This window comes from Psychrobacter sp. H8-1 (assembly GCF_904846575.1).
Classification (GTDB): Bacteria; Pseudomonadota; Gammaproteobacteria; order Pseudomonadales; family Moraxellaceae; genus Psychrobacter; species Psychrobacter fulvigenes.
Map to the genome: position 1 here is coordinate 1088984 of NZ_CAJHBG010000001.1, position 20455 is coordinate 1109438.

Annotated in this window: 16 protein-coding genes; 15 read left to right on the top strand and 1 reads right to left on the bottom strand. The window is 44.4% G+C overall.

The window, feature by feature from the left end:
- Positions 1 to 106 precede the first annotated feature (106 nt).
- From JMY01_RS04575 to betT, 9 genes are all read left to right on the top strand, one after another.
- Positions 107 to 1426 (top strand): short-chain fatty acid transporter, encoded by a 1320-nt coding sequence (locus JMY01_RS04575; protein WP_201574444.1) that lies wholly within the window; start codon positions 107 to 109, stop codon positions 1424 to 1426.
- A 97-nt stretch (positions 1427 to 1523) separates the two neighbouring features.
- Positions 1524 to 2171 carry a glutathione S-transferase gene (locus JMY01_RS04580; protein ID WP_201574445.1) on the top strand — a complete coding sequence of 216 codons (648 nt, stop codon included), beginning with the start codon at positions 1524 to 1526 and terminating at the stop codon, positions 2169 to 2171.
- 279 nt (positions 2172 to 2450) lie between these two features.
- Positions 2451 to 3188: a YeeE/YedE family protein gene (locus tag JMY01_RS14240; RefSeq protein ID WP_265089840.1), complete on the top strand. Its 738-nt coding sequence runs from the start codon at positions 2451 to 2453 to the stop codon at positions 3186 to 3188.
- Positions 3157 to 3738, top strand: a complete 582-nt coding sequence (locus tag JMY01_RS14245; RefSeq protein ID WP_265089841.1) for a YeeE/YedE thiosulfate transporter family protein — start codon at positions 3157 to 3159, stop codon at positions 3736 to 3738. Before JMY01_RS14240 ends, JMY01_RS14245 begins: the two co-directional genes overlap by 32 nt.
- Before the next feature lie 611 nt (positions 3739 to 4349).
- Positions 4350 to 5063: a hypothetical protein gene (locus tag JMY01_RS04590; protein ID WP_201574446.1), complete on the top strand. Its 714-nt coding sequence runs from the start codon at positions 4350 to 4352 to the stop codon at positions 5061 to 5063.
- A 515-nt stretch (positions 5064 to 5578) separates the two neighbouring features.
- The gene (locus tag JMY01_RS04595; RefSeq protein WP_201574447.1) at positions 5579 to 6151 is read left to right on the top strand and encodes a TetR/AcrR family transcriptional regulator; all 573 of its coding nucleotides are present in this window, start codon (positions 5579 to 5581) and stop codon (positions 6149 to 6151) included.
- Positions 6152 to 6291: 140 nt separating this feature from the next.
- Positions 6292 to 7806, top strand: coding sequence for a betaine-aldehyde dehydrogenase (gene betB, locus JMY01_RS04600; RefSeq protein ID WP_201574448.1), 1515 nt, complete (start codon positions 6292 to 6294; stop codon positions 7804 to 7806).
- A 116-nt stretch (positions 7807 to 7922) separates the two neighbouring features.
- Positions 7923 to 9623, top strand: coding sequence for a choline dehydrogenase (betA, locus tag JMY01_RS04605; RefSeq protein WP_201574450.1), 1701 nt, complete (start codon positions 7923 to 7925; stop codon positions 9621 to 9623).
- A gap of 278 nt (positions 9624 to 9901) precedes the next feature.
- Positions 9902 to 11947 (top strand): choline BCCT transporter BetT, encoded by a 2046-nt coding sequence (betT, locus tag JMY01_RS04610; protein WP_201574452.1) that lies wholly within the window; start codon positions 9902 to 9904, stop codon positions 11945 to 11947.
- Between the two features lie 280 nt (positions 11948 to 12227).
- On the opposite strand, the gene JMY01_RS04615 is transcribed toward betT, so the two are convergent.
- Positions 12228 to 13223, bottom strand: coding sequence for a diaminopimelate dehydrogenase (locus JMY01_RS04615; RefSeq protein WP_201574454.1), 996 nt, complete (start codon positions 13221 to 13223; stop codon positions 12228 to 12230).
- Positions 13224 to 13505: 282 nt separating this feature from the next.
- Between JMY01_RS04615 and rluF the strand changes: the two genes are divergently transcribed.
- The 6 genes from rluF (at position 13506) to JMY01_RS04640 (ending at position 20440) form a co-directional block, all read left to right on the top strand.
- A complete protein-coding gene (gene rluF, locus JMY01_RS04620) occupies positions 13506 to 14504 on the top strand; it encodes a 23S rRNA pseudouridine(2604) synthase RluF (protein ID WP_201574456.1) in 999 nt (332 codons plus the stop codon).
- A 323-nt stretch (positions 14505 to 14827) separates the two neighbouring features.
- Positions 14828 to 15757 (top strand): LysR substrate-binding domain-containing protein, encoded by a 930-nt coding sequence (locus JMY01_RS04625; RefSeq protein WP_201574458.1) that lies wholly within the window; start codon positions 14828 to 14830, stop codon positions 15755 to 15757.
- A gap of 209 nt (positions 15758 to 15966) precedes the next feature.
- On the top strand, positions 15967 to 16560 hold the full coding sequence (locus tag JMY01_RS14250) for an aminotransferase class III-fold pyridoxal phosphate-dependent enzyme (RefSeq protein ID WP_265089842.1): 594 nt from the start codon (positions 15967 to 15969) through the stop codon (positions 16558 to 16560).
- Between the two features lie 88 nt (positions 16561 to 16648).
- Positions 16649 to 17242, top strand: a complete 594-nt coding sequence (locus tag JMY01_RS14255; protein WP_265089843.1) for an aminotransferase class III-fold pyridoxal phosphate-dependent enzyme — start codon at positions 16649 to 16651, stop codon at positions 17240 to 17242.
- Positions 17243 to 17389: 147 nt separating this feature from the next.
- A complete protein-coding gene (locus JMY01_RS04635; protein ID WP_374220359.1) occupies positions 17390 to 18790 on the top strand; it encodes a VOC family protein in 1401 nt (466 codons plus the stop codon).
- A gap of 159 nt (positions 18791 to 18949) precedes the next feature.
- Positions 18950 to 20440 carry an aldehyde dehydrogenase family protein gene (locus JMY01_RS04640; RefSeq protein ID WP_201574461.1) on the top strand — a complete coding sequence of 497 codons (1491 nt, stop codon included), beginning with the start codon at positions 18950 to 18952 and terminating at the stop codon, positions 20438 to 20440.
- Positions 20441 to 20455: the final 15 nt, after the last annotated feature.

Consider the following 20455-nt stretch of genomic DNA (forward strand, 5'->3'; position numbering starts at 1 on the left):
GCACAGCATCGGACAGATGTATTATTGCCGAATAATTAACAATAAAAAGCCATAATGAGGTAGCATTGGGATTTAAGAGAGTATCTAAATAAAAAGGGAGTTAAAAATGAAAGCAATTACCCGCTTCTCGAATAGTTTGATGGAAAAGTATTTACCAGATCCGTTTTTATTTGTCATTATTTTAACTTTAGTCATTTTTGTAATGGGTTTGGGGTTAACCGACTCGTCTCCTGTAGAGATGGTGGCGTATTGGGGTGATGGATTTTGGGCATTACTGGCATTTTCGATGCAAATGGTATTGGTGTTGGTCACTGGCTTTGTGCTAGCAAGTAGTCCGATATTTAAAAAGGGGCTTGGCAAGCTTGCCAGTTTCGCAACTTCGCCCGGTAGCGCGATTATATTGGTAACCCTAGTGTCTCTGGCAGCAAGCTGGATCAACTGGGGTTTTGGACTGGTCATCGGGGCGTTATTTGCAAAAGAGTTGGCAAAGCGGGTACAAAACGTCGATTACCGCTTGCTCATTGCCAGTGCCTATTCTGGTTTTATCATTTGGCATGCAGGGTTTTCGGGATCGATTCCTTTGTCTATTGCGACAGAAGGCCATCCGTTCGTTGATACCATTGGTGTTATTCCAACGAGTGCCACCATCTTTGCTGGCTATAACTTAATCATCATTGCGGCATTGGTGATTGTGGTACCGTTATTAAACCGTCTGATGATGCCAAAAAAAGAAGATACGGTGACGGTAGATCCGAAGCTGCTAGTAGAACCTGCCGCCGAAGCGCTGCCAGCAAAATCAGATATGACACCAGCAGAGCGTTTGGAAAACAGCTGGATTTTGTCAATGATTATCGGCCTATTGGGCATTGCTTTTATTATTTATTACTTTGTACAAAATGGTTTTGCTTTAACGCTCAACCTAGTTAACTTTATGTTCTTATTCCTTGGAATTATATTTCATGGAACGCCCCGCAACTATCTAATTTCTATTCAAGAAGCCGTCAAAGGCGCGGGCGGTATTATCGTCCAATTCCCGTTTTATGCAGGCATTATGGGTATGATGACCGCGTCTGGTTTGGCCGGGGTGATGTCAGAAGCCTTTGTCAGTGTTTCGACAGCGCAAACGTTACCACTTTTTGCCTTTTTGAGTGCAGGACTGGTCAACTTTTTTGTCCCATCAGGGGGCGGACAGTGGGCAGTGCAAGCGCCAATTATGTTAGAAGCGGCGGAAATGCTGGGTAGTGACCCGTCACGAGTGGCCATGGCGGTGGCATGGGGTGATGCTTGGACAAACATGATTCAGCCGTTCTGGGCATTGCCGGCGCTAGCAATTGCAGGACTCAAAGCCAAAGACATCATGGGATTTTGTGTCATCGTGCTGCTTGTCAGCGGCGTAGTGATTGCTCTGGGATTGTTGTTTCTATAAGTGAGTTTTATCAGTAAGTCTTAAAACTAAGACCTTACCTGTTTTAGAGGTGAGGTCTTTTTTATGTTAGCCTATTGATTTTATCGTGAGAAAAATTATGACTGCCTCGTTGCCTTTCTTGTACTCTTTTCGTCGCTGCCCTTATGCCATGCGTGCTAGGCTTGGCATCTTGTTTGCTAAGCAGCAAGTAGAGCTGCGAGAGATAATACTAAAAAACAAGCCGCTGCAGATGCTAGCGATTAGCCCAAAAGGCACTGTGCCTGTTTTACAGCTTACTGATGGTACTGTGATTGAGGAGAGCTTTGATATCATGATATGGGCGCTTGCGCAGAAAGATCCGCAAGGCTTGCTTGCGGCTGAAGTTTTGCATGAGGCCAATGCGCTGATCGATAAAAATGATAATGAATTTAAACATTGGCTGGATCGATACAAGTATGCTGATCGTCATCCTGAAATGACCCAAACCGAGTATCGACAACGCGGCGAAGTGTTTTTACAGACTTTAGAGGAGCTGCTAACTAAGAGCACTTATTTGCTGGGAGACAAAGTAACCATTGCCGATATTGGTATCATGCCCTTTGTCCGTCAATTCGCCCATGTCGATCGCGAAGTTTTTTACAGTTTACCGTATCCAAACTTGCAGCGTTGGCTAAAACAGTGGCTGGAGCATCCGATGTTTTTGCAAGTAATGACGAAGTATCAGCCTTGGCAGGAAGACGATGAGGTGGTGATATTTCCTTCTTAGTATTAAATGTAGAGGTTTGAAGGCATAGTTGAAATTGCGAAATATTCACCTCACTGCCTCATATTAGCTAGTCTTCTTTTATTCCATATTGTCATATGCTAATTCTTATTTTTCTAGTGTTCTCATGTTTACTTTGACGGTATTAAGATTAATATGTAGCGTTGATGGTTACTCATTGTAGAACCCTGCCAAGCTCCAAAAATCTACATTTAATATTCCCCTATAAAATCTTATAAAAGTCATATCTGATCAAATGAATCGGAGAAGGATGTTATTACCTTGAATACTATTGCTAGAGTTCAACCCGTGAACGATACAAAAGATCCTATCGTTAGAGAGAGTCTTACTTTAAATGCACCGCAGAAAATATTAATAGCAGGAGGCGCAGTTGCAGGAGTGCTGCTGTTGATGTATTTACTTAATACTCAGCATATATCACAATCGCTGCTTCTCGGCATAGGCTTTTTGTTAGGCTATACCCTTTTTCATGCGCGTTTTGGTTTTACCTCGGCCTTTAGACGTATGATGTCGGTAGGCAATGGTCAGGCTATGCGCTCACATATGTTAATGTTAGCAGTCGCTGTAACGCTATTCGCGCCCATCCTTGCCTGTGGCACCACAATTTTTGGTGGGCCGGTTGCAGGCTATGTATCACCATTAGGCGTTAGCTTAGTGGTCGGGGCTTTTGTTTTCGGTATTGGTATGCAACTGGGTGGCGGTTGTGCTTCTGGTACGCTTTACGCTGTAGGAGGCGGGCGTTCTGTTATGTTCATAACTTTCATTTTCTTTATAATTGGAGCCACAATTGGCGCTTATCATCTGCCATTTTGGACAGAAGAGATGCCAGCTTATGCACCTTATTCACTGGCGACCTCTACAGGTCTTGGTTATACAGGCGCTTGGTTAGTATCGCTTGCGTTGTTCGGTTTAATCGCGTGGGTGACGTTGATTATTGAGAAAAAAAGAAATGCACCTAAAATGGCGGATGATAAGCGCCAAATGTGGCTCCAATTATAAAGAAAATGAAAGTTATGAACATAACATTTTCCGCGGTTCTTGGCCACTGTTTGCAGCAGCGATTATTTTGGCACTACTGAATGCACTGACTCTACTAACGCGTGGCCAGCCTTGGGGTATTACTTCAGCTTTTACTCTATGGGGTTCTAAAATTGCTAGCGGCTTGGGTGTTGATGTAGCCAGTTGGGGCTATTGGCAGGGGGCCAACGCCGCCGCGCTTAATGCTTCTATTTTTACAGATTCAACGACTGTACTGAACATCGGCATTATCATTGGTGCGTTTATCGCTTCGGCCGCAGGTGGTTTATTCAAATTTACGCAGATTACGGCAGGCAATTTTGCTGCTTCTGTGATTGGTGGATTGATGATGGGGTATGGTGCACGTCTTGCATTTGGCTGTAATATCGGCGCTTACTTTGGTGGTATTGCTTCCTTCAGCTTGCACGGTTATATATGGGGCATACTCGCAATGGCAGGAACTTTCTTAGCATTGTACTTGCGTCCACTCTTTGGGCTATCAGTGCCAAAATCCAATGATTCTGTTTGTTGATATAAGTCATCAGTCATTATCGGGATAAAGATTTCCTGTCTAAAAAGGCTCATAAACAATTATGAGCCTTTTTTTATTTTGCTTTTCTTAAGCATTAATAATAAGTTTGAAGCCAGTGTAATTATCGGCAAGACCTTTTCATATGAAGGCGCCTAGTCAAGTTGTTCAGTTTTGCTATGTTACGATAGCTCTCATTTTCTTAGCCATGATAGGCTCCTGTTAATATCCTTAGTTTGCCAAGTTTGTTTCTATATTTTATCCAGACTAGCTGAACAGGTGGTAGAATTTAAAAGTACTGAGTTTACAATTAAATATTGGGTAGGTGGGTTTAATGAGAAGCGTCTGCATCTTACGATTGGTTATATATCGCCCTTTGAGTTTAAATCTATATATTATGTGAATTGGATTCAAACATAAAAAGCCATGACTCTAATGAAGCAGTCTAAGATATCGTCGAGGCAGTTCACTGTGATTAATCATTAATTATAAGATAGAAATGTGTTTAGAAGGCTGTTTATTTAAACGCTATTTATGCAAGAGCTGCTATCAAAGAGCATTTATACAAAACTATTGATATAATGCCCATCGTTATGAAATAAAGACTATAAATTATGGAACAAAGTAAAAACGCTGTAGAGCAAAAACCCGTATTTATGCCTAGAGTCAACAGTGACAATCTGGTAAAAACGGATATGGTTAGGTTTGAGCGCCATGTGGGGTTTGCCAGTCGCCAAAAGAAAAAATCCATCAATGACCTGCATCAAGTCATTCGCAAGAAATATGGCTTTAATAACGTCTTAGAGCTCTCTAGCAAGTCAGGTAATAAGTTAAGTTTTTTACTGAGTCCACTCAGCTTAAAGCTCACTGATGAGCATAGCGGCGGGCAGTATAGTGTCGAAAACATCTTTCAGGCCAGTAAGGTTTTTGAGCACGGTGGTCCGTATACCGACTTGCTGACAGCCGCGCCAAGACATGCCAAAAAAGACGAGCGCTTACAAGACTCAGGTCAGCTTGATGGTTACAATGATTTTGGTGTGGAGTGGGGTGTTGAGCCGCTAACTGCATTTTACGATTGGCTGTATATCAATGCGCTAAAGCAAAACTCTCAGCTAGCCGAGGAAGTCATGCAATATCAAGCCTTTACTGATATTACGTTTAATCCAAAAAAGTCTATTCATTGTGCGGCTTATTCGCTGGCGATGTTTGTGGCGCTCAATAAACGAGAGTTGCTCGATAATGTTGAAGACCCAGGAGCGTTTTATGATCTGCATACTGAGTTTAAACTGAGTAATACAGAGCATCTGTTAGAAGAAGGTTGGTTTTGATAGCTCAACCAGCTCTAAATTTGTAACAAGAGATTAGTTAGTTTTCTAAAAGCTACGATGCAGAAGGTTTGTATCGTAGCTTTTTTCGTTCATCTGTGCCGGTATTTTTGCTGTTTCCTATGAGATGAATATAAGCTGCTACTTAGTATTCAGGCCTGCGTAACTTATTGAAAGCATTGATAATATAAAAATGAGATGAAAAAAGGTTTTCTAGTACAAACACATCATCCAAAAAAGATCTGGCTGTGGCGGACATACTTAACGTACTTTTATATTAGCCAAGCAGGCGTCATCATCTTTCACCTGTACATTGTTAGATTATTTCTATAAAATACCGACCATATGGTTTCTTTAGTATACATTATTGACTGATTGTCAATCAAGACGATGTACTTGATTTGAGACAGGTATTCTAAATATGAGCGCTACGATTGTGGGCGGTGTCGTGGTCATGAACTTACTGTCTAATTCTGTGGTGCACTGACAGGTAGGTAAAAATGAACATGGAAATAAAGATGGAAACAGAAAACCCTTATAAACGTAAAAAACAGCCAGAAGTGGTGCGCCGTGCACTACTAGATCAGGCGGCACGAATCACGTTGGAGCAGGGGCTGTCAAAGGTAACTTTTCAAGCCGTTGCTGATGCGGTCGGGGTGACCAAAGGTGGTGTGATGCATCACTTTACCACTAAGAATGCGCTCATCCTTGAAGTGTTTCATGATGCGATGGCGAAGTTTGAGGCAGAAGTCAATCAAGCTATGGCGAGAGACCCTATGCGTTATGGCTCTTTCACGCGGGCTTATATTGATGCCACGATTAGCTTAGGCGAAAAAGGGCAGGAAGAGTTTGATAATCAAGCCACTTTATATGTGTTGATGCTGGGTGATAGTGAGCTGCGTCAGCTGTGGGCTGCGTGGTCGAATGAGCAATTGGAAAAGCATAAAGCAACCGATAATACCGAAACGCTATGTATGGTGCGTTTGGTCGCTGATGGGATTTGGCTCTCTGATTTTTCAGGAATTAATATATCGGACAAAAAATCATTACGCGCGCGTTTGATAAAAATGACGCAACCTGAGGATGATTAAAACGCCGCTCTCAAATAACTCATTAAAGAAACCTTAAGAAAGAACCACGTAAATTTTATTTTTTGAAACTTAAACCATGACGAAATTATTCGGTATTAGCTTTTGTATAAAGCTGTTACCAGTCGTCGATAGGAGAACTCATGACAGATTCAAACCCAAACCCAAGTAACTTAACAGACATTATCGATTTAGAACAAGTACAAACTGCCTATATTAACGGGCGTTATCTGGCTGTCGATGATTCATTAGCTACCTTTGAAGATATTAATCCAGCGACGGGTGAAGTGCTCGCCACCATTCAGCAAACGACTGCTGAGCAGATAAACGAAGCCGTAATCGCGGCGCAAAAAGGTCAAAAAGTTTGGGCAGCGATGACGGCAGTTGAACGTAGTCGCATTCTGCTAAACGCCGTAGCCATCCTGCGCGAACGCAATGATGTACTGGCGTTACTTGAGACCAAAGACACGGGTAAAGCTTACTCTGAGACCAAGTATGTCGATATCGTCACTGGTGCTGATGTCGTTGAGTATTATGCAGGTCTGGCGCCAATGATTGAAGGTCGTCAGATTCCGCTGCGTGATAGCAGCTTTGTCTATACCCGTCAAGAGCCGCTCGGCGTAGTCGCTGGTATTGGTGCGTGGAATTATCCGATTCAAATCGCTATGTGGAAGGCGGGTCCTGCGTTGGCCGCAGGTAATGCGATGATTTTTAAACCATCAGAAGTCACGCCATTAACCGCATTAAAACTGGCGGAAATATTTACCGAAGCGGGCTTACCAGATGGCGTCTTTAACGTCGTGCAAGGTAATTATGAAGTGGGCGAAGCATTAACCCAGCATCCTGATATCGCCAAAGTATCGTTTACTGGCGGTGTGCCGACTGGTAAAAAAGTCATGTCGAGCGCAGCATCATCGTCTCTTAAAGACGTGACCTTAGAGCTTGGCGGTAAGTCGCCATTAATCATATTTGATGATGCCGATATCGATACCGCTGCTGACATCGCGATGATGGCGAACTTCTATAGCAGTGGTCAGGTCTGTACCAATGGCACGCGCGTGTTTATTCCTAAAGCGTTACAAACCAAATTTGAAGAGGCTATTTTAACGCGTGTTGAGCGTATTAAGCTTGGCGATCCAATGGATGAGAATATCAATATGGGTCCAATGGTCAGCTTTACGCATATGGAAAGAGTGCTTGGCTATATCGAGCAAGGTAAAAAGGGTGGCGCGCGTCTATTGACTGGCGGCGAACGTATCACGTCAGGCGAACTTGCCAATGGCGCGTTTGTCGCACCGACCGTGTTCACCGATTGCAGCGATGATATGACTATCGTACGTGAGGAAATCTTTGGTCCAGTGATGTCGATATTGACTTATGAGACCGAAGAAGAAGTCATTCGCCGTGCCAATGATACCGAGTACGGCTTGGCAGCAGGGGTCGTGACCGCTGATTTGACCCGAGCACATCGAGTGATCGGTCAGATTGAAGCCGGTATTTGCTGGTTAAATACCTGGGGTGAATCACCTGCGCAAATGCCAGTTGGTGGTTATAAGCATTCGGGTATTGGCCGTGAGAATGGCATTGAAGCCATTGAACACTATACACAGACCAAATCTATTCAAGTAGAGTTGGGCGCGTTTGAGTCTGTATTTTAATAATTTGTATTGAGAAGATTCTTAATCAGTAAGATTGATTCATTTGGGCTAATTTTTCTTTTTGATTCAATCTTACTGATATTAAATGATTTATTTTCAATATTATGGAGCATTTTATGACAACAACCACACCTGAGTATGACTACATCATTGTTGGTGCAGGCTCAGCAGGAAACGTGCTGGCCACGCGCTTGACCGAAGATGCCAACATTAAGGTGTTGCTGTTAGAAGCTGGTCGTCCAGACCATCGCTTAGACTTTCGCACCCAGATGCCAGCGGCGCTCGCCATGCCGTTACAAGGAACGACTTATAACTGGGGATACAAAACCGATCCCGAGCCGAATATGAATAATCGCGTGATGGACTGCGGTCGCGGTAAAGGACTTGGCGGCTCATCGTTGATTAACGGTATGTGCTATATCCGTGGCAATGCGTTAGATTTTGACGATTGGGCGAAAATCAAAGGCTTAGAGGATTGGACTTATTCGGACTGTCTGCCTTATTTTAAAAAGCTAGAAAACTGCGATGCTGGCGAAAACGATTATCATGGCGTCGGTGGTCCGGTTGAGATGACCACTTCAAAGCCAGGAGTCAATCCGCTGTTTGAAGCGATGATTGAAGCGGGCGTACAAGCTGGCTATCCAAGCACGGATGACCTAAATGGCTATCAGCAAGAAGGCTTTGGGCCAATGGATCGCTTTGTGACGCCCAATGGTCGCCGCGCATCAACGGCTCGCGGTTATCTTGACCGCGCCAAACCGCGCAGTAACATTACTATTTTGACGGGCGCATTGACTGATGTGATTTTATTTGATGGTAAGCGCGCTGTCGGTGTCAAAGTAGAGCACCAAGGTCAAACCAAAAAATTCTACGCATCTCGTGAAGTGATTGTCTCATCGGGCGCGATTGCCACACCGCAACTGTTGCAGCGTTCAGGTATTGGTCCTGGTCAATGGCTTAAAGATTTGGACGTGACTGAGGTTTTAGATTTACCAGGCGTCGGTAATAATCTACAAGACCATTTAGAGCTGTATATGCAGTACGAATGTAAGCTACCAGTCTCAATTGCGCCTGCCAATAAGTGGTGGAATAAGCCCGCGATTGGTGCCGAGTGGTTATTTATGGGCACAGGACTAGGCGCATCAAACCAGTTTGAAGGCGGCGGCTTTATCCGTACCGATGAGAAATTTACTCATCCTAATATTCAGTATCATTTCTTACCGTTAGCGGTGCGTTACGATGGTCGCAGCGCAGTCAAATCACATAGCTTCCAAGCGCATGTCGGTTCATTGCGCTCGCCAAGTCGTGGTCGTGTCAAGCTGACCTCAAAAGATCCAAGTGCTCATCCAAGTATCTTGTTTAACTATATGTCTCATGACCAAGACTGGCAAGAGTTCCGTGCTGCCATGCGCATCACTCGTGAGATTATGCATCAGCCAGCGCTTGACCCTTATCGCGGTCGTGCTATTGCGCCGACCGATGATTTGGTGACCGATGCGCAGTTGGATGAGTACGTTCGTAACCACAGTGAGACGGCTTATCACCCATCTTGTACTTGTCCAATGGGCGAAGGCAATGATTCGGTAGTCAATGGAGAAGGGCTGGTGCATGGTATTAGTGGCTTGCGAGTCGTTGATGCTTCTATCATGCCAAATATCATCAGTGGTAATCTGAACGCCACCACCATTATGCTTGCAGAAAAAATCGTTGATAAGATGCGCGGCGTGCAGCTGCCACGCTCAACGGCTGACTACTATGTTGCCAATGGCGCGCCGCTGAGAGCCGAGCCGATGCGTGATTATAGCTCTGTTGTTTAAACGACTTTCTAAGCTATTGGACAATGAATAATATAAGACAATTTCAAAAAAGAAGGCCTTTCATAGTAAAGGTCTTTTTTATCAGCGCCAAAATTTAAGAAGGCGAATACCATTATGGTTAAATCCGCTTATGTTTTGCTAGCTACCCAGCAGTTTTTATTTATTGGTACTGCTTTGTGCGTCATGTGGTTATACATATCTTATGTGGTTATCAGTCATAAAGTTATGACGGACAAAGCAATATCAGACTGTGTTTCATTTACCTATTGAGGTCTTTTATGTACAGTTCGCCATCAGAAGATGCGACGAAATCCCTGACTCTAAATAAGACGGTTTTTTTAGGCTCAGCTATTATTTCTATTTTATTGATAATCTGGACGATCATGTTTCCAGATTATAGCGAGACATTACTAAGCGCTGGCATGGCATGGGTATCAGAGAGTTTTGGTTGGTACTACATGCTGGTGGTAGCCGCTTATAGTATTTTTGCTTTGTTTGTTGGCTTCTCTAAATATGGCGATATCAAGCTTGGGCAAGACCACGAAAAAGCCCAGTTTCCCTTTTTAGCATGGGCGGCAATGCTGTTCTCTGCTGGTATCGGCATTGATTTATTGTTCTTTGGTGCGTCTGAGCCGTTGATGCATTATTTGACGCCGCATACAGGGCTTGAGCCTGGCAGTGAGGCGGCCATGCGTGAAGCACTGTCGCAGACCTTTTTACATTGGGGTCTACATGGTTGGGGTATTTATGCCTTAATCGGTATGGCATTGGCGTACTTTGCTTATCGTAAAAACATGCCATTAGCACTACGTTCACCACTGACCCCTATCTTTGGCGAGCGTTTAATCAAGGGCTGGCTTGGTGATGGTATCGATACCTTTGGTGTCGTCTGTACGCTGATGGGTATTGCGACTAGCCTAGGTATTGGGGTATTGCAGGCCAATGCGGGCTTAACGCATGTTTTCGGTATCGAGTCTAGCAAAATGGTGCAGAGCCTTATTATCTTGGGCGTAGTTACTGCTGCGGCTATCTCTGCGATGACAGGCGTAGAGCGAGGGGTGCGCCGTCTATCTGAATTTAATATGCTGTCATCGATATTGCTGTTGATCGCGATTTTGGTCATGGGTAATACCGTGTACTTGCTCAATACCTTTACCCAAAGTATCGGTCAATACTTCCAAACTATCGTGTTCAAAACATTCGATGTTTATGCTTATGATGGTACTGCTGGTGCCGATTGGAAATCAGGCTGGACGATATTTTTCTGGGCATGGTGGGTCGCTTGGGCACCATTTGTCGGTTTGTTTATCGCGCGTATCAGCCGTGGTCGTACCTTGCGCGAGTTTGTGTTTGGCGTGATGTTTATCCCGCTAGGTTTCATCTTTGCATGGTTCTCTATCTTTGGTAATTCAGCCATAAACCTAGTCGCCAATGGGGCAACTGAGCTTGGCGAAATTGCAGTCAATGATGCAGCGATGGGCATGTTTGCCTTGTTTGAATACTTTCCTTATAGTGATATTTTGTCATTCGCAGGCGTGGTCATTGGTCTTATATTTTTTGTGACCTCAGCTGACTCAGGCGCTTTGGTACTCGCGAACCTAAGCTCAAGAGGCATGACCAATGATACTGACGCTCCTGTATGGCTGCGTTTGTTTTGGGCGGCGGCAACAGGTTTAATTACCCTAGGCTTGCTGTTCGCAGGTGGCTTTGCATCATTACAGTCAGTTTCTGTGATTGCCGGTTTGCCGTTCTCGCTTATTTTAGTTCTTTACATGATGTCGATGTGGAAGTCGCTAAAAGAAGAGGGTAATAAACGCAAAGCCAGCACCCTTGGTACTGCAAACGTGCTCGATAGCGGTAAGAGCTGGAAAGCGCGCTTACAACGTATTGTCAGCTTCCCTGGGCACAGACAAGTTGAAAGGTTTTTGCAAAATACTGTCATGCCAGCGATGACCGAGGTTGAAAAAGAGCTGAAAGCAGGCGGTCTTAACACTTCTCTAGATATCCGCAATCTTGATAATATCAGTGAAAGTATAGATGCTGGTAAGGGTCAAGATGAGGGTCAGATAGATGGCGTAAAACTGCGTGTCGGTCATGGCGATGAAGATGACTTTGTGTATGAAGTTAATCTCATCAAAGCTGAGCGCCCTAACTTTACGCTGAATACCTCGACCAAGCATGCAGAATTTTACTATCGTGCTGAAGTGTTCTTAAGTGATGGTTCGCAAGAGTATGACTTGGTTGGCTACACAAAGGAGCAAGTGCTGGTTGATATTCTGCATCAGTACGAGTGCCATCTGCAGTATCTACATTTAGAGCGTTAATTGATTCATCAATTCGCTACTGTAATATGACGTACTAAGTTTTGAATAAAAACTCGTAAGAGATACCTTCGTCAGTTGCATACAGCTGGTGAGGGTAATTTTTTTCTCATTAATACGGCTTCTGATACTATAGAGTATCTTGGCTGATAATTTAGATAAATAGCATAAGCTGCAGTAGTGATGTTAAAGATTAGACCACAAAAAAAGCACCAAGCCATACAGGCTCGGTGCTTCTTCTTTTTAGCTGAGAGGTTTATCGTTTCTAGTTGAAAGCCAGTATTTACAGCAGTTCTTTACGCAGCTGCGCGGGAGACTTGGGCGACAATAAACCAGGTGCGACGTCGAACACGGTTTTCGCACCAGTTTCCCCTGCCAAGTTCATTTTATAAGTGGCGCGGGCGTAGGCTACGAGTACGCTGGCAGTAAATTCAGGGTTGCTGCCTAGCTTTAGGGAAAACTCCATTGCTTGATCGTTTTTCTCATTATCGATGCCAGTCACGCCACTGCGAATGACAAAACCGCCGTGGGGCATCTTTTGATGATCGCGCTCAAAAGTTGGTTGATCGATAAAGTGCACCTTGGTGTCGTAGTCAGCAAAGTAGTCTGGCATGGTCACAATGGCGTTGCGCACAGTATCGGCATCGGCGTCATCTGCTAGCACTACATAACATTCGCGGGTGTGTTTCTCGCGGGTACTAAGTGTGGGCTGCTCGCCGCTGCGTACCCGTGCTATAGCAGATTCTGAGGGAAGGGTATATTGCACGCCTGACTTGACGCCATCCACGCGGCGTACGGCATCTGAGTGCCCTTGGCTTAAGCCCTTGCCCCAAAAGGAATAGGTTTCGCCGACTGGTAAAATGGCTTCACCGTATAAGCGGTTGATAGAAAATAGACCTGGATCCCAACCGACGGATAACATGGCGACTTTTTTAGCTTGCTTAGCAGGCGCATCAAGCGCGGTAAAATAATCAGGAATTTTGGCGTGAGTATCGAAGCTGTCGACGATATTAAATAAACTGGCGAGTGCAGGGCCTTGCTCGGGCAAATCAGACTTGGAGCCGCCACATAAGATCAGCACGTCTATGTCGTCTTTATACTGTGCAATATCGTCCATAGCATACACGGGCACGCTAGGGTCAATTAAGGTGACTGAGGCGGGGTCTCGGCGACTGAATACACAGACTAACTGCATGTCTGGGCAGTGTTTGATGGCAGCTTGGGCACCGCGGCCGAGGTTGCCGTAACCGGCGATGGCGACTCTAATTACTGGGGTCATTATGATTAGCCTTACGTTGGTGTAGCGGATCTTCTAAACGAGAAGTGATACTTTTGGGAAATAGTATAATATAGATAACTACTATTACAAGTGATGGCTCTTAACTTGCAACCAAAATAGGTTGTTTGTAGCTCTAAAGAATGAGAAGGAAGTTTTCCCATCTCTCCTGAAAAGGGCACTGAATTTCTTATATAATGTAAGCCGTCTCGTTGTTAATTATCCATTCAATTTAGGCCTTTTTCTTTGCAAAAAAGGCTTCTTATCAGGTAAAAACGGTGCTTTATGTTTAATGCTTCCTCGACTCGTTTAAATAAATACATCAGCGAAAGCGGTATTTGCTCCAGGCGAGACGCTGACCGATTTATTGAACAAGGTAATGTCTACGTCAATGGTAAGCGTGCTCAAGTGGGCGATCAGGTGGTTGCTGGAGATACGGTAAAAGTTAACGGCCAGCTCATCGAGCCACGAGAGGCCGATGATTTTGTTTTTATTGTATTGAATAAGCCCGTGGGCATTGTGAGCACCACTGAGAGCTCAGAGAAAAACAACATTGTTGATTTTGTTAGACATAGTTTACGTATTTTCCCGATTGGTCGTTTGGATAAAGATTCTCAGGGTTTAATATTTTTGACCAACAATGGCGATTTGGTGAACAAGGTATTGCGTGCTGGCAACAATCACGAGAAAGAATATTTGGTGACGGTGAATAAGCCGATAACGGATAGCTTCATTGAGGGTTTAGCCGGTGGTGTGCCTATTTTGGGAACGATGACAAAAAAATGCCCTGTTACTAAGGTAACGCCTAACGTATTTAACATCACGCTAGTGCAAGGGCTAAACCGTCAAATTCGTCGCATGTGTGAGCATTTTGGCTATGAAGTCGTGAAGCTTGAGCGTACACGGATTATGAATGTGAATCTTAAGGGTCTTCCCGTTGGAGATTGGCGAGATTTAACCCCAAAAGAGCTGTCTGTTTTACTTAAATCTATAGAAGACTCTTCTGCTAATGACAGCGCTCCGGCCAAGAAGTCTCGTAATGCGCCACGAAAAAAACCTCGTACTGATACCTCTGCAAAGTCAAAGACGGCTTCAAAACCAAGAGGCGCCGGCGCCGCAAAGGGGAGTGGTAAACATCCTAAAGACGGTGCTAGGAAGCCGGCGGGTTCTAAAGGTGGACGTCCTTCTGGTCATGGTAAGAAGTCTGGGGGCAATGGCAAACCTGCTGCAAATGGCAGGCGCCCTGCAAAAGGTCGAGGGTCTAAGCGTTCTTCAAAATCATAAATTGCTTTGTAACACTCAATTAACTATGAGGCCTGATTAGAGATACTGTACAAAAATCCAGACAACTTAAGCTGTCTGGATTTTTAATGTTTATTGCCTGTTTGCTTTAAATAAAAGCTAAAATAGAGGGCTAAAAGCATCAGAAAACAATGGATGAAATAAAGCAGATAGAAACAATAAAGTATTTCAAATTAGACTATTGTTAATTGTCAAAGAATTTAATAATGAAAAGAGCCGTGCAACATTATTCCAGATAGACCTGCTACTGAGATTGGCAAATATTATTTACTTTTATTTAAACAGTATAAAAGAATGAATAAATTATGAACAATAAAATAAAAACCTCCCTTGCTTTTAGAAGATATCCTTCGACAACTGCTCTGCAGTGTTTTGAGACGGCTGCTAGGCACTTAAGTTTTACCAATGCAGCGCAAGAGATGCATATGACTCAAAGTGCTGTTAGTAAACAAGTCGCTCAGCTCGAGGAGATGTTAAATCTCTCACTATTTTATCGTACACCGCATCGAATATCCTTAACGCCAGCTGGTAAGACTTATTATCTTGAAGTATTAGACATTCTTAAACATATAGAAGCAGCGACTACCAGCTTGATGTCAAATAGTGACAACTCAGAGGTGCTTAAGGTCGTCTCGCACCCAACTTTTTGCTCTCGTTGGTTAATACCCGCATTAAGTGGGTTTAGCCAAGCACATCCGTTGATTAATTTAAATATCAAAGAGTTGGCTGGGCCGTTTTTTTCTGAGGATCAAAATGTCGATGTCGCCTTTTTATATGGTGATGGAATATGGGCTGGCATGGAGGCGATTAAGTTGTTTGATGAGTATAGTGTGGCTGTCTGTCATCCTGAATATTTAACAGACAAAGCACCATGCACAAACAACATAGATAACTGCACGCTATTACAACTTAGCTCGCGGCCAAGTGCTTGGTATGAGTATTTTAGGCAGCAAGACATCAGTATGGATGCAACCTTTGTGGGCCCACGCTTTGATACTTTTCATACTACTATTTCTGCTGCTTTACAGGGATACGGTATCGCATTAGTGCCACTACGTTTAGTTGCGCCAGAGTTGCAGTCGGGCGCACTGGTGACAGCATGGAGCTATGCTGCCAAAGGCAGGGGTTCTTATTACATGTCTTATCCTTTATCTATGGGTAGCTCACATAAGGTAAAGGTTATTTTAGAATGGGTCTCGAACTATCTCGAAGAATCAAATGAGCACGTTCTATGATTTTATATTTTCAACCATAGAACGTACTTTCACCTTTTGACTAGCGATAAGCGTAGAAAGCCCTGCTAATAGGGACACAAACGAGCCAGCTATATGCTGGTTTTTTTTGCAATGACAAAAAGGAATGGCGTCACAACTATTATTCGTTTGCTGATAACACGGGGTTTTGCTGAAATGAAGGTCTAACTCAAGGAAGATGAGAGATGCTCATGGATCAGCTATACAATGTCACCGATGCTTTTACGATGGTGCATCCGGTGACTTTAACGAAAGGTGTCAATGCAAAAGTTTGGGATGATAAAGACCGCTGCTACGTTGATTTCGTCGGTGGTATTGGTGTGCTGAACTTTGGTCATTGTCATCCGCGCATCGTCAGCGCGATCATCACTCAAGCACAGTCGCTTATTCATTATGCTTACAACGCGGCTGCTCATACGCCGTATCAAGCCTTCATGCCAAGATTGTGCGAGCTCATTCCTATCCAAGGTGAGCTTGCAGGCATGCTGACCAACTGCGGTGCAGAAGCCACCGAAAACGCCATAAAAATCGCTCGCATGAAGACAGGCCGTACTGGTGTCATCGCCTTTGATGGTGGCTTTCATGGGCGTACGCTTGCAGCGGTTAATCTAAATGGTAAGGTCGCTCCCTACAAGCGAGGGCTAGGGCCTTTAGCGGGCGGTGTCTACCATATTCCTTTCCCCAGTCCCGACAGTGATATTAGTGATCAGCAGGCTATCGACGCTTTAGAACGTTTATTTGCTGTGGAGACGGATGTCGATAACATCGGTGCCTTCATCATGTAGCGTTTGATAGTCATCGGGGAACGCTTCAAATGCACTCTCAGCGACGTTTGCCCAATATCTACGCGCCTTTTGTGATGAGCATGGCATTTTGCTCATTATGGATGAGATTCAATCAGGATATGGTCGTACGGGTACACCTTTTGCCTTTACGCATTTAGGGATTGAGCCTGACATGATATTGCTGGGTAAAAGCATCGCAGGAGGCCTGCCATTGGGTGCGGTAATAGGCAAGGCTAGTGTTATGAACGGTCTGCCAAAAGGGAGTTTGGGCGGTACTTATTCGGGTAATCCAGTGGCGTGTGCCGCAGCGAACGCCACTATAGATATCATGCAAGAAGATGAGGTGTGGCAGTCTGCCAAGCATTATGCAAAGACCATCGAAGATACAGTGAGTGATTGGCAACAGCAAGGAATCTCGCCATGGTTGCATGGACTCACAGGAGTAGGTGCTATGCGCGGTATCGAGCTGCGTCATCCTGCTTATGGCACGCACCCAAGCATCATGTCTTATGTGTTAAAGCAAGCACGAGAGCGGGGATTGCTACTCATGCCAAGTGGTAAGCATCGACATATTATTCGCCTATTACCACCGCTGACGATTGAGCCTGAGACGTTGACAGCTGGACTCGATATTTTAAAAGAAGTGCTCGCTGCTATCCCTAATGAAGCACCGCAGCCATAGCTATGACTTGCGATATCACTATGATTACTTACCCAACCTTACTTATCCAACCTTGCTTACCTAACAGCTATTAATTAAAAAGGATACCTACCTGTGAAAAATACGTTTATAAATAGCGATGATATTCGCCATGATTTCTCTGTTGCAATGTCAGAGATGTACCAAAAAGAAGTACCGCTATATGGTGACCTCATTGACTTAGTGACAGAAGTAAATACAGAGGTGTTAAACAAGCAGCCTGAGATTAGACAGCAACTTGAGCACACCGGAGAGATTGATAGACTCAATATGGAGCGCCATGGTGCGATTAGGTTGGGGACAGCTGCTGAGCTGAGTATGATGCGTCGGCTTTTTGCTGTGATGGGCATGCATCCTGTTGGCTATTATGATTTGGCACCAGCTGGTGTGCCTGTGCACTCTACTGCTTTTAGAGCAATTGATAGCCAGTCATTAAATAACAGCCCATTTCGCGTGTTTACCTCTCTCTTGCGTTTAGATTTGATTGGTGATGAAGCGCTAAAGCAAGAAGCGATAGCAGCTCTGAATAATCGCAATATCTTTACTGATAATGTGGTCAGCCTGATTGAACGCTTTGAGAAGCAGGGGGGTCTAACGGCTGATGATGCAAGACAGTTCGTCAAAGAAGCGCTAGAAACCTTTCGCTGGCATGATAAGACTCCAGTCTCAAAAGCGCTATATCAACGACTATTATCGCAGCATGGACTAATCGCTGACGTCGTTGGTTTTAAAGGGCCTCATATCAATCACTTGACCCCTAGAACCTTGGATATAGATGCGGTACAGGCAGGTATGCAGGCAAAAGGTATTCCGCCAAAAGCGATCATAGAAGGGCCGCCCAGACGAGAGTGTCCGATTTTATTAAGGCAAACGAGCTTTAAAGCATTAGAAGAGGCGGTTAGTTTTAAAAACTCAGAAGGTGGCTATGAAACGGGTCATCATACTGCACGGTTTGGTGAGATTGAGCAGCGCGGGGTGGCTTTAACACCTAAAGGTAGAGAGTTGTATGACAAATTGCTTAGTCAAGCTCGCAATCAGTTGGGCGTGATTCCGAATGCAGACAATGCTGCAAAGTATTATCAAATTTTAGAGAGTGCATTTGAAGCGTTCCCCGATGACTATCAAACGCTACATGATGAAGGGTTGGCTTATTTTTACTATCAAGCCAGTGATAGTAGCGCAGATATGAGCAGCAATGGATATGAGCTAGGCGTAAACGCTTCAGAATCAGGTAGCTCGAATGGTTCTATATCAAAGCAAGCCATGGCTGATTTGATCGAGCAAGGTGTTATCAGGGTTGAGCCTATCGTCTATGAGGACTTTTTGCCAGTGAGTGCCGCAGGAATTTTTCAATCCAATCTGCAGTCCAATCTACAAGACACCAAGCAAAGCAGTTATGAGGGCAACTCAAACCAACAGGAGTTTGAGAGCGCATTGGGTGCACGTGTTCACGACGAGCTTGAGCTATATCAAACAATACAAGCGCAGAGTCTTAAAGCGTGTCTGATGAGATTAAATAACCATGCTTAGAGTAGCAGTGCCTAAAAATGCATATTGATAAGCGAATTATTTGCGCGTCATTCCAAAAAGGAATGACAGTAAGAAATTAATTATTTTGCAACTCAGCTTGTTGCAAGGTAAGTTAATAAGTCTTTCAAGGAAGTATTAACCAACATAAAGGGATTGATTATGATTAAGCAGTATATGTCCGCTATGGGTGTCAAAGAAGAACAATACCAAAATGGCGACTTTGAAGTGAACAGCCCTATTGATGGCTCTGTTATTGGCAAGATTACCTTGGACAGTGTTGATGATGTCGATACTAAGATTGCCAATGCCAAAAAAGCATTCAAAGAGTGGCGTATCATTCCTGCTCCAAGACGTGGTGAGCTAATTCGCTTGCTCGGTGAAGTGCTGCGTGAGCATAAAGAAGACTTAGGCATGCTAGTGTCATTTGAGGCTGGCAAGATTAAAGAGGAAGGCCTAGGTGAAGTACAAGAAATGATCGACATCTGTGACTTCGCTGTTGGCGTTTCACGCCAGCTATATGGTCTAACGATCGCATCAGAACGCCCAGGTCACCACATGCGTGAGACATGGCATCCGCTTGGTGTGATTGGGGTGATATCTGCCTTTAACTTCCCAGTCGCTGTATGGTCATGGAACACAGCGCTTGCTATCGTCTGTGGTAACCCTGTCGTTTGGAAACCCTCAGAAAAAGCCCCTTTAGTTGCTTTGGCGTGTCAAGCCATGTTCGAAAAAGCCTTAGCTAAGTTTGGTGATGCGCCAGAGCATCTATCTCAAGTACTACTGGGTAAGACAGATGTCGGTAACGCCTTGGTTGAAAATAAAGATGTTGCCTTAGTTAGTGCGACGGGCAGTACCCGTATGGGTAGAGAAGTAGGACCAAAAGTTGCGAATCGTTTTGGTAAGAGCTTGCTTGAGCTTGGTGGTAATAATGCCATGATCTTGGCGCCAAGTGCTGATCTAGATCTTGCGTTACGTGGGATTTTGTTCTCAGCTGTCGGTACAGCGGGTCAGCGTTGCACCACATTACGCCGTCTATTCGTGCATGAATCTATCAAAGACGATATCTTACCACGCATCAAATCCGCTTATGAAACCGTCAGCATTGGCCATCCACTAGAGGGCAATCTGGTAGGTCCGCTTATCGATGAAGACAGCTTCAATAATATGCAAGAAACCTTGAAAAAGGCGAGAGAAGCAGGCGGTACAGTTACAGGCGGCGAGCGTGTACTCGAAGATAAGTATCCAAATGCCTATTATGTGACGCCTGCCATTGTCGAGTTTGATGAGCAAAATGACGTTGCCAGAAGTGAGACCTTTGCGCCTATCCTATATGTCATGACTTACAAAGAGTTCGATGAAGCAATTGAGATGCAAAATGATGTACCACAAGGCTTATCATCATGTGTATTTACTAATGATCTGCGTGAGGCTGAAACCTTCCTAAGCGATCGCGGTAGTGATTGCGGGATAGCTAACGTCAATATTGGCACCAGTGGCGCTGAGATTGGTGGCGCGTTTGGGGGTGAAAAAGAAACAGGCGGTGGTCGTGAGTCAGGATCGGATGCTTGGAAAGTCTATATGCGCCGTCAAACCAATACCATCAACTACTCAAAAGAGCTACCACTGGCACAAGGTATTAGTTTTGGTTAATACCAATCTGTTTGA

Excerpts from the sequence above, each read along its gene's own strand:
- JMY01_RS04625 (WP_201574458.1), top strand. The coding sequence starts at position 14,828 with ATGAACAATAAAATAAAAACCTCCCTTGCTTTTAGAAGATATCCTTCG.
- JMY01_RS14245 (WP_265089841.1), top strand. The coding sequence starts at position 3,157 with ATGATAAGCGCCAAATGTGGCTCCAATTATAAAGAAAATGAAAGTTAT.
- JMY01_RS14250 (WP_265089842.1), top strand. The coding sequence starts at position 15,967 with ATGGATCAGCTATACAATGTCACCGATGCTTTTACGATGGTGCATCCG.
- JMY01_RS04580 (WP_201574445.1), top strand. The coding sequence starts at position 1,524 with ATGACTGCCTCGTTGCCTTTCTTGTACTCTTTTCGTCGCTGCCCTTAT.
- betB (WP_201574448.1), top strand. The coding sequence starts at position 6,292 with ATGACAGATTCAAACCCAAACCCAAGTAACTTAACAGACATTATCGAT.
- betA (WP_201574450.1), top strand. The coding sequence starts at position 7,923 with ATGACAACAACCACACCTGAGTATGACTACATCATTGTTGGTGCAGGC.
- JMY01_RS04575 (WP_201574444.1), top strand. The coding sequence starts at position 107 with ATGAAAGCAATTACCCGCTTCTCGAATAGTTTGATGGAAAAGTATTTA.
- JMY01_RS04640 (WP_201574461.1), top strand. The coding sequence starts at position 18,950 with ATGATTAAGCAGTATATGTCCGCTATGGGTGTCAAAGAAGAACAATAC.
- JMY01_RS04595 (WP_201574447.1), top strand. The coding sequence starts at position 5,579 with ATGGAAACAGAAAACCCTTATAAACGTAAAAAACAGCCAGAAGTGGTG.
- JMY01_RS04590 (WP_201574446.1), top strand. The coding sequence starts at position 4,350 with ATGGAACAAAGTAAAAACGCTGTAGAGCAAAAACCCGTATTTATGCCT.
- JMY01_RS04635 (WP_374220359.1), top strand. The coding sequence starts at position 17,390 with ATGTCAGAGATGTACCAAAAAGAAGTACCGCTATATGGTGACCTCATT.
- rluF (WP_201574456.1), top strand. The coding sequence starts at position 13,506 with ATGTTTAATGCTTCCTCGACTCGTTTAAATAAATACATCAGCGAAAGC.
- JMY01_RS04615 (WP_201574454.1), bottom strand. The coding sequence starts at position 13,223 with ATGACCCCAGTAATTAGAGTCGCCATCGCCGGTTACGGCAACCTCGGC.
- betT (WP_201574452.1), top strand. The coding sequence starts at position 9,902 with ATGTACAGTTCGCCATCAGAAGATGCGACGAAATCCCTGACTCTAAAT.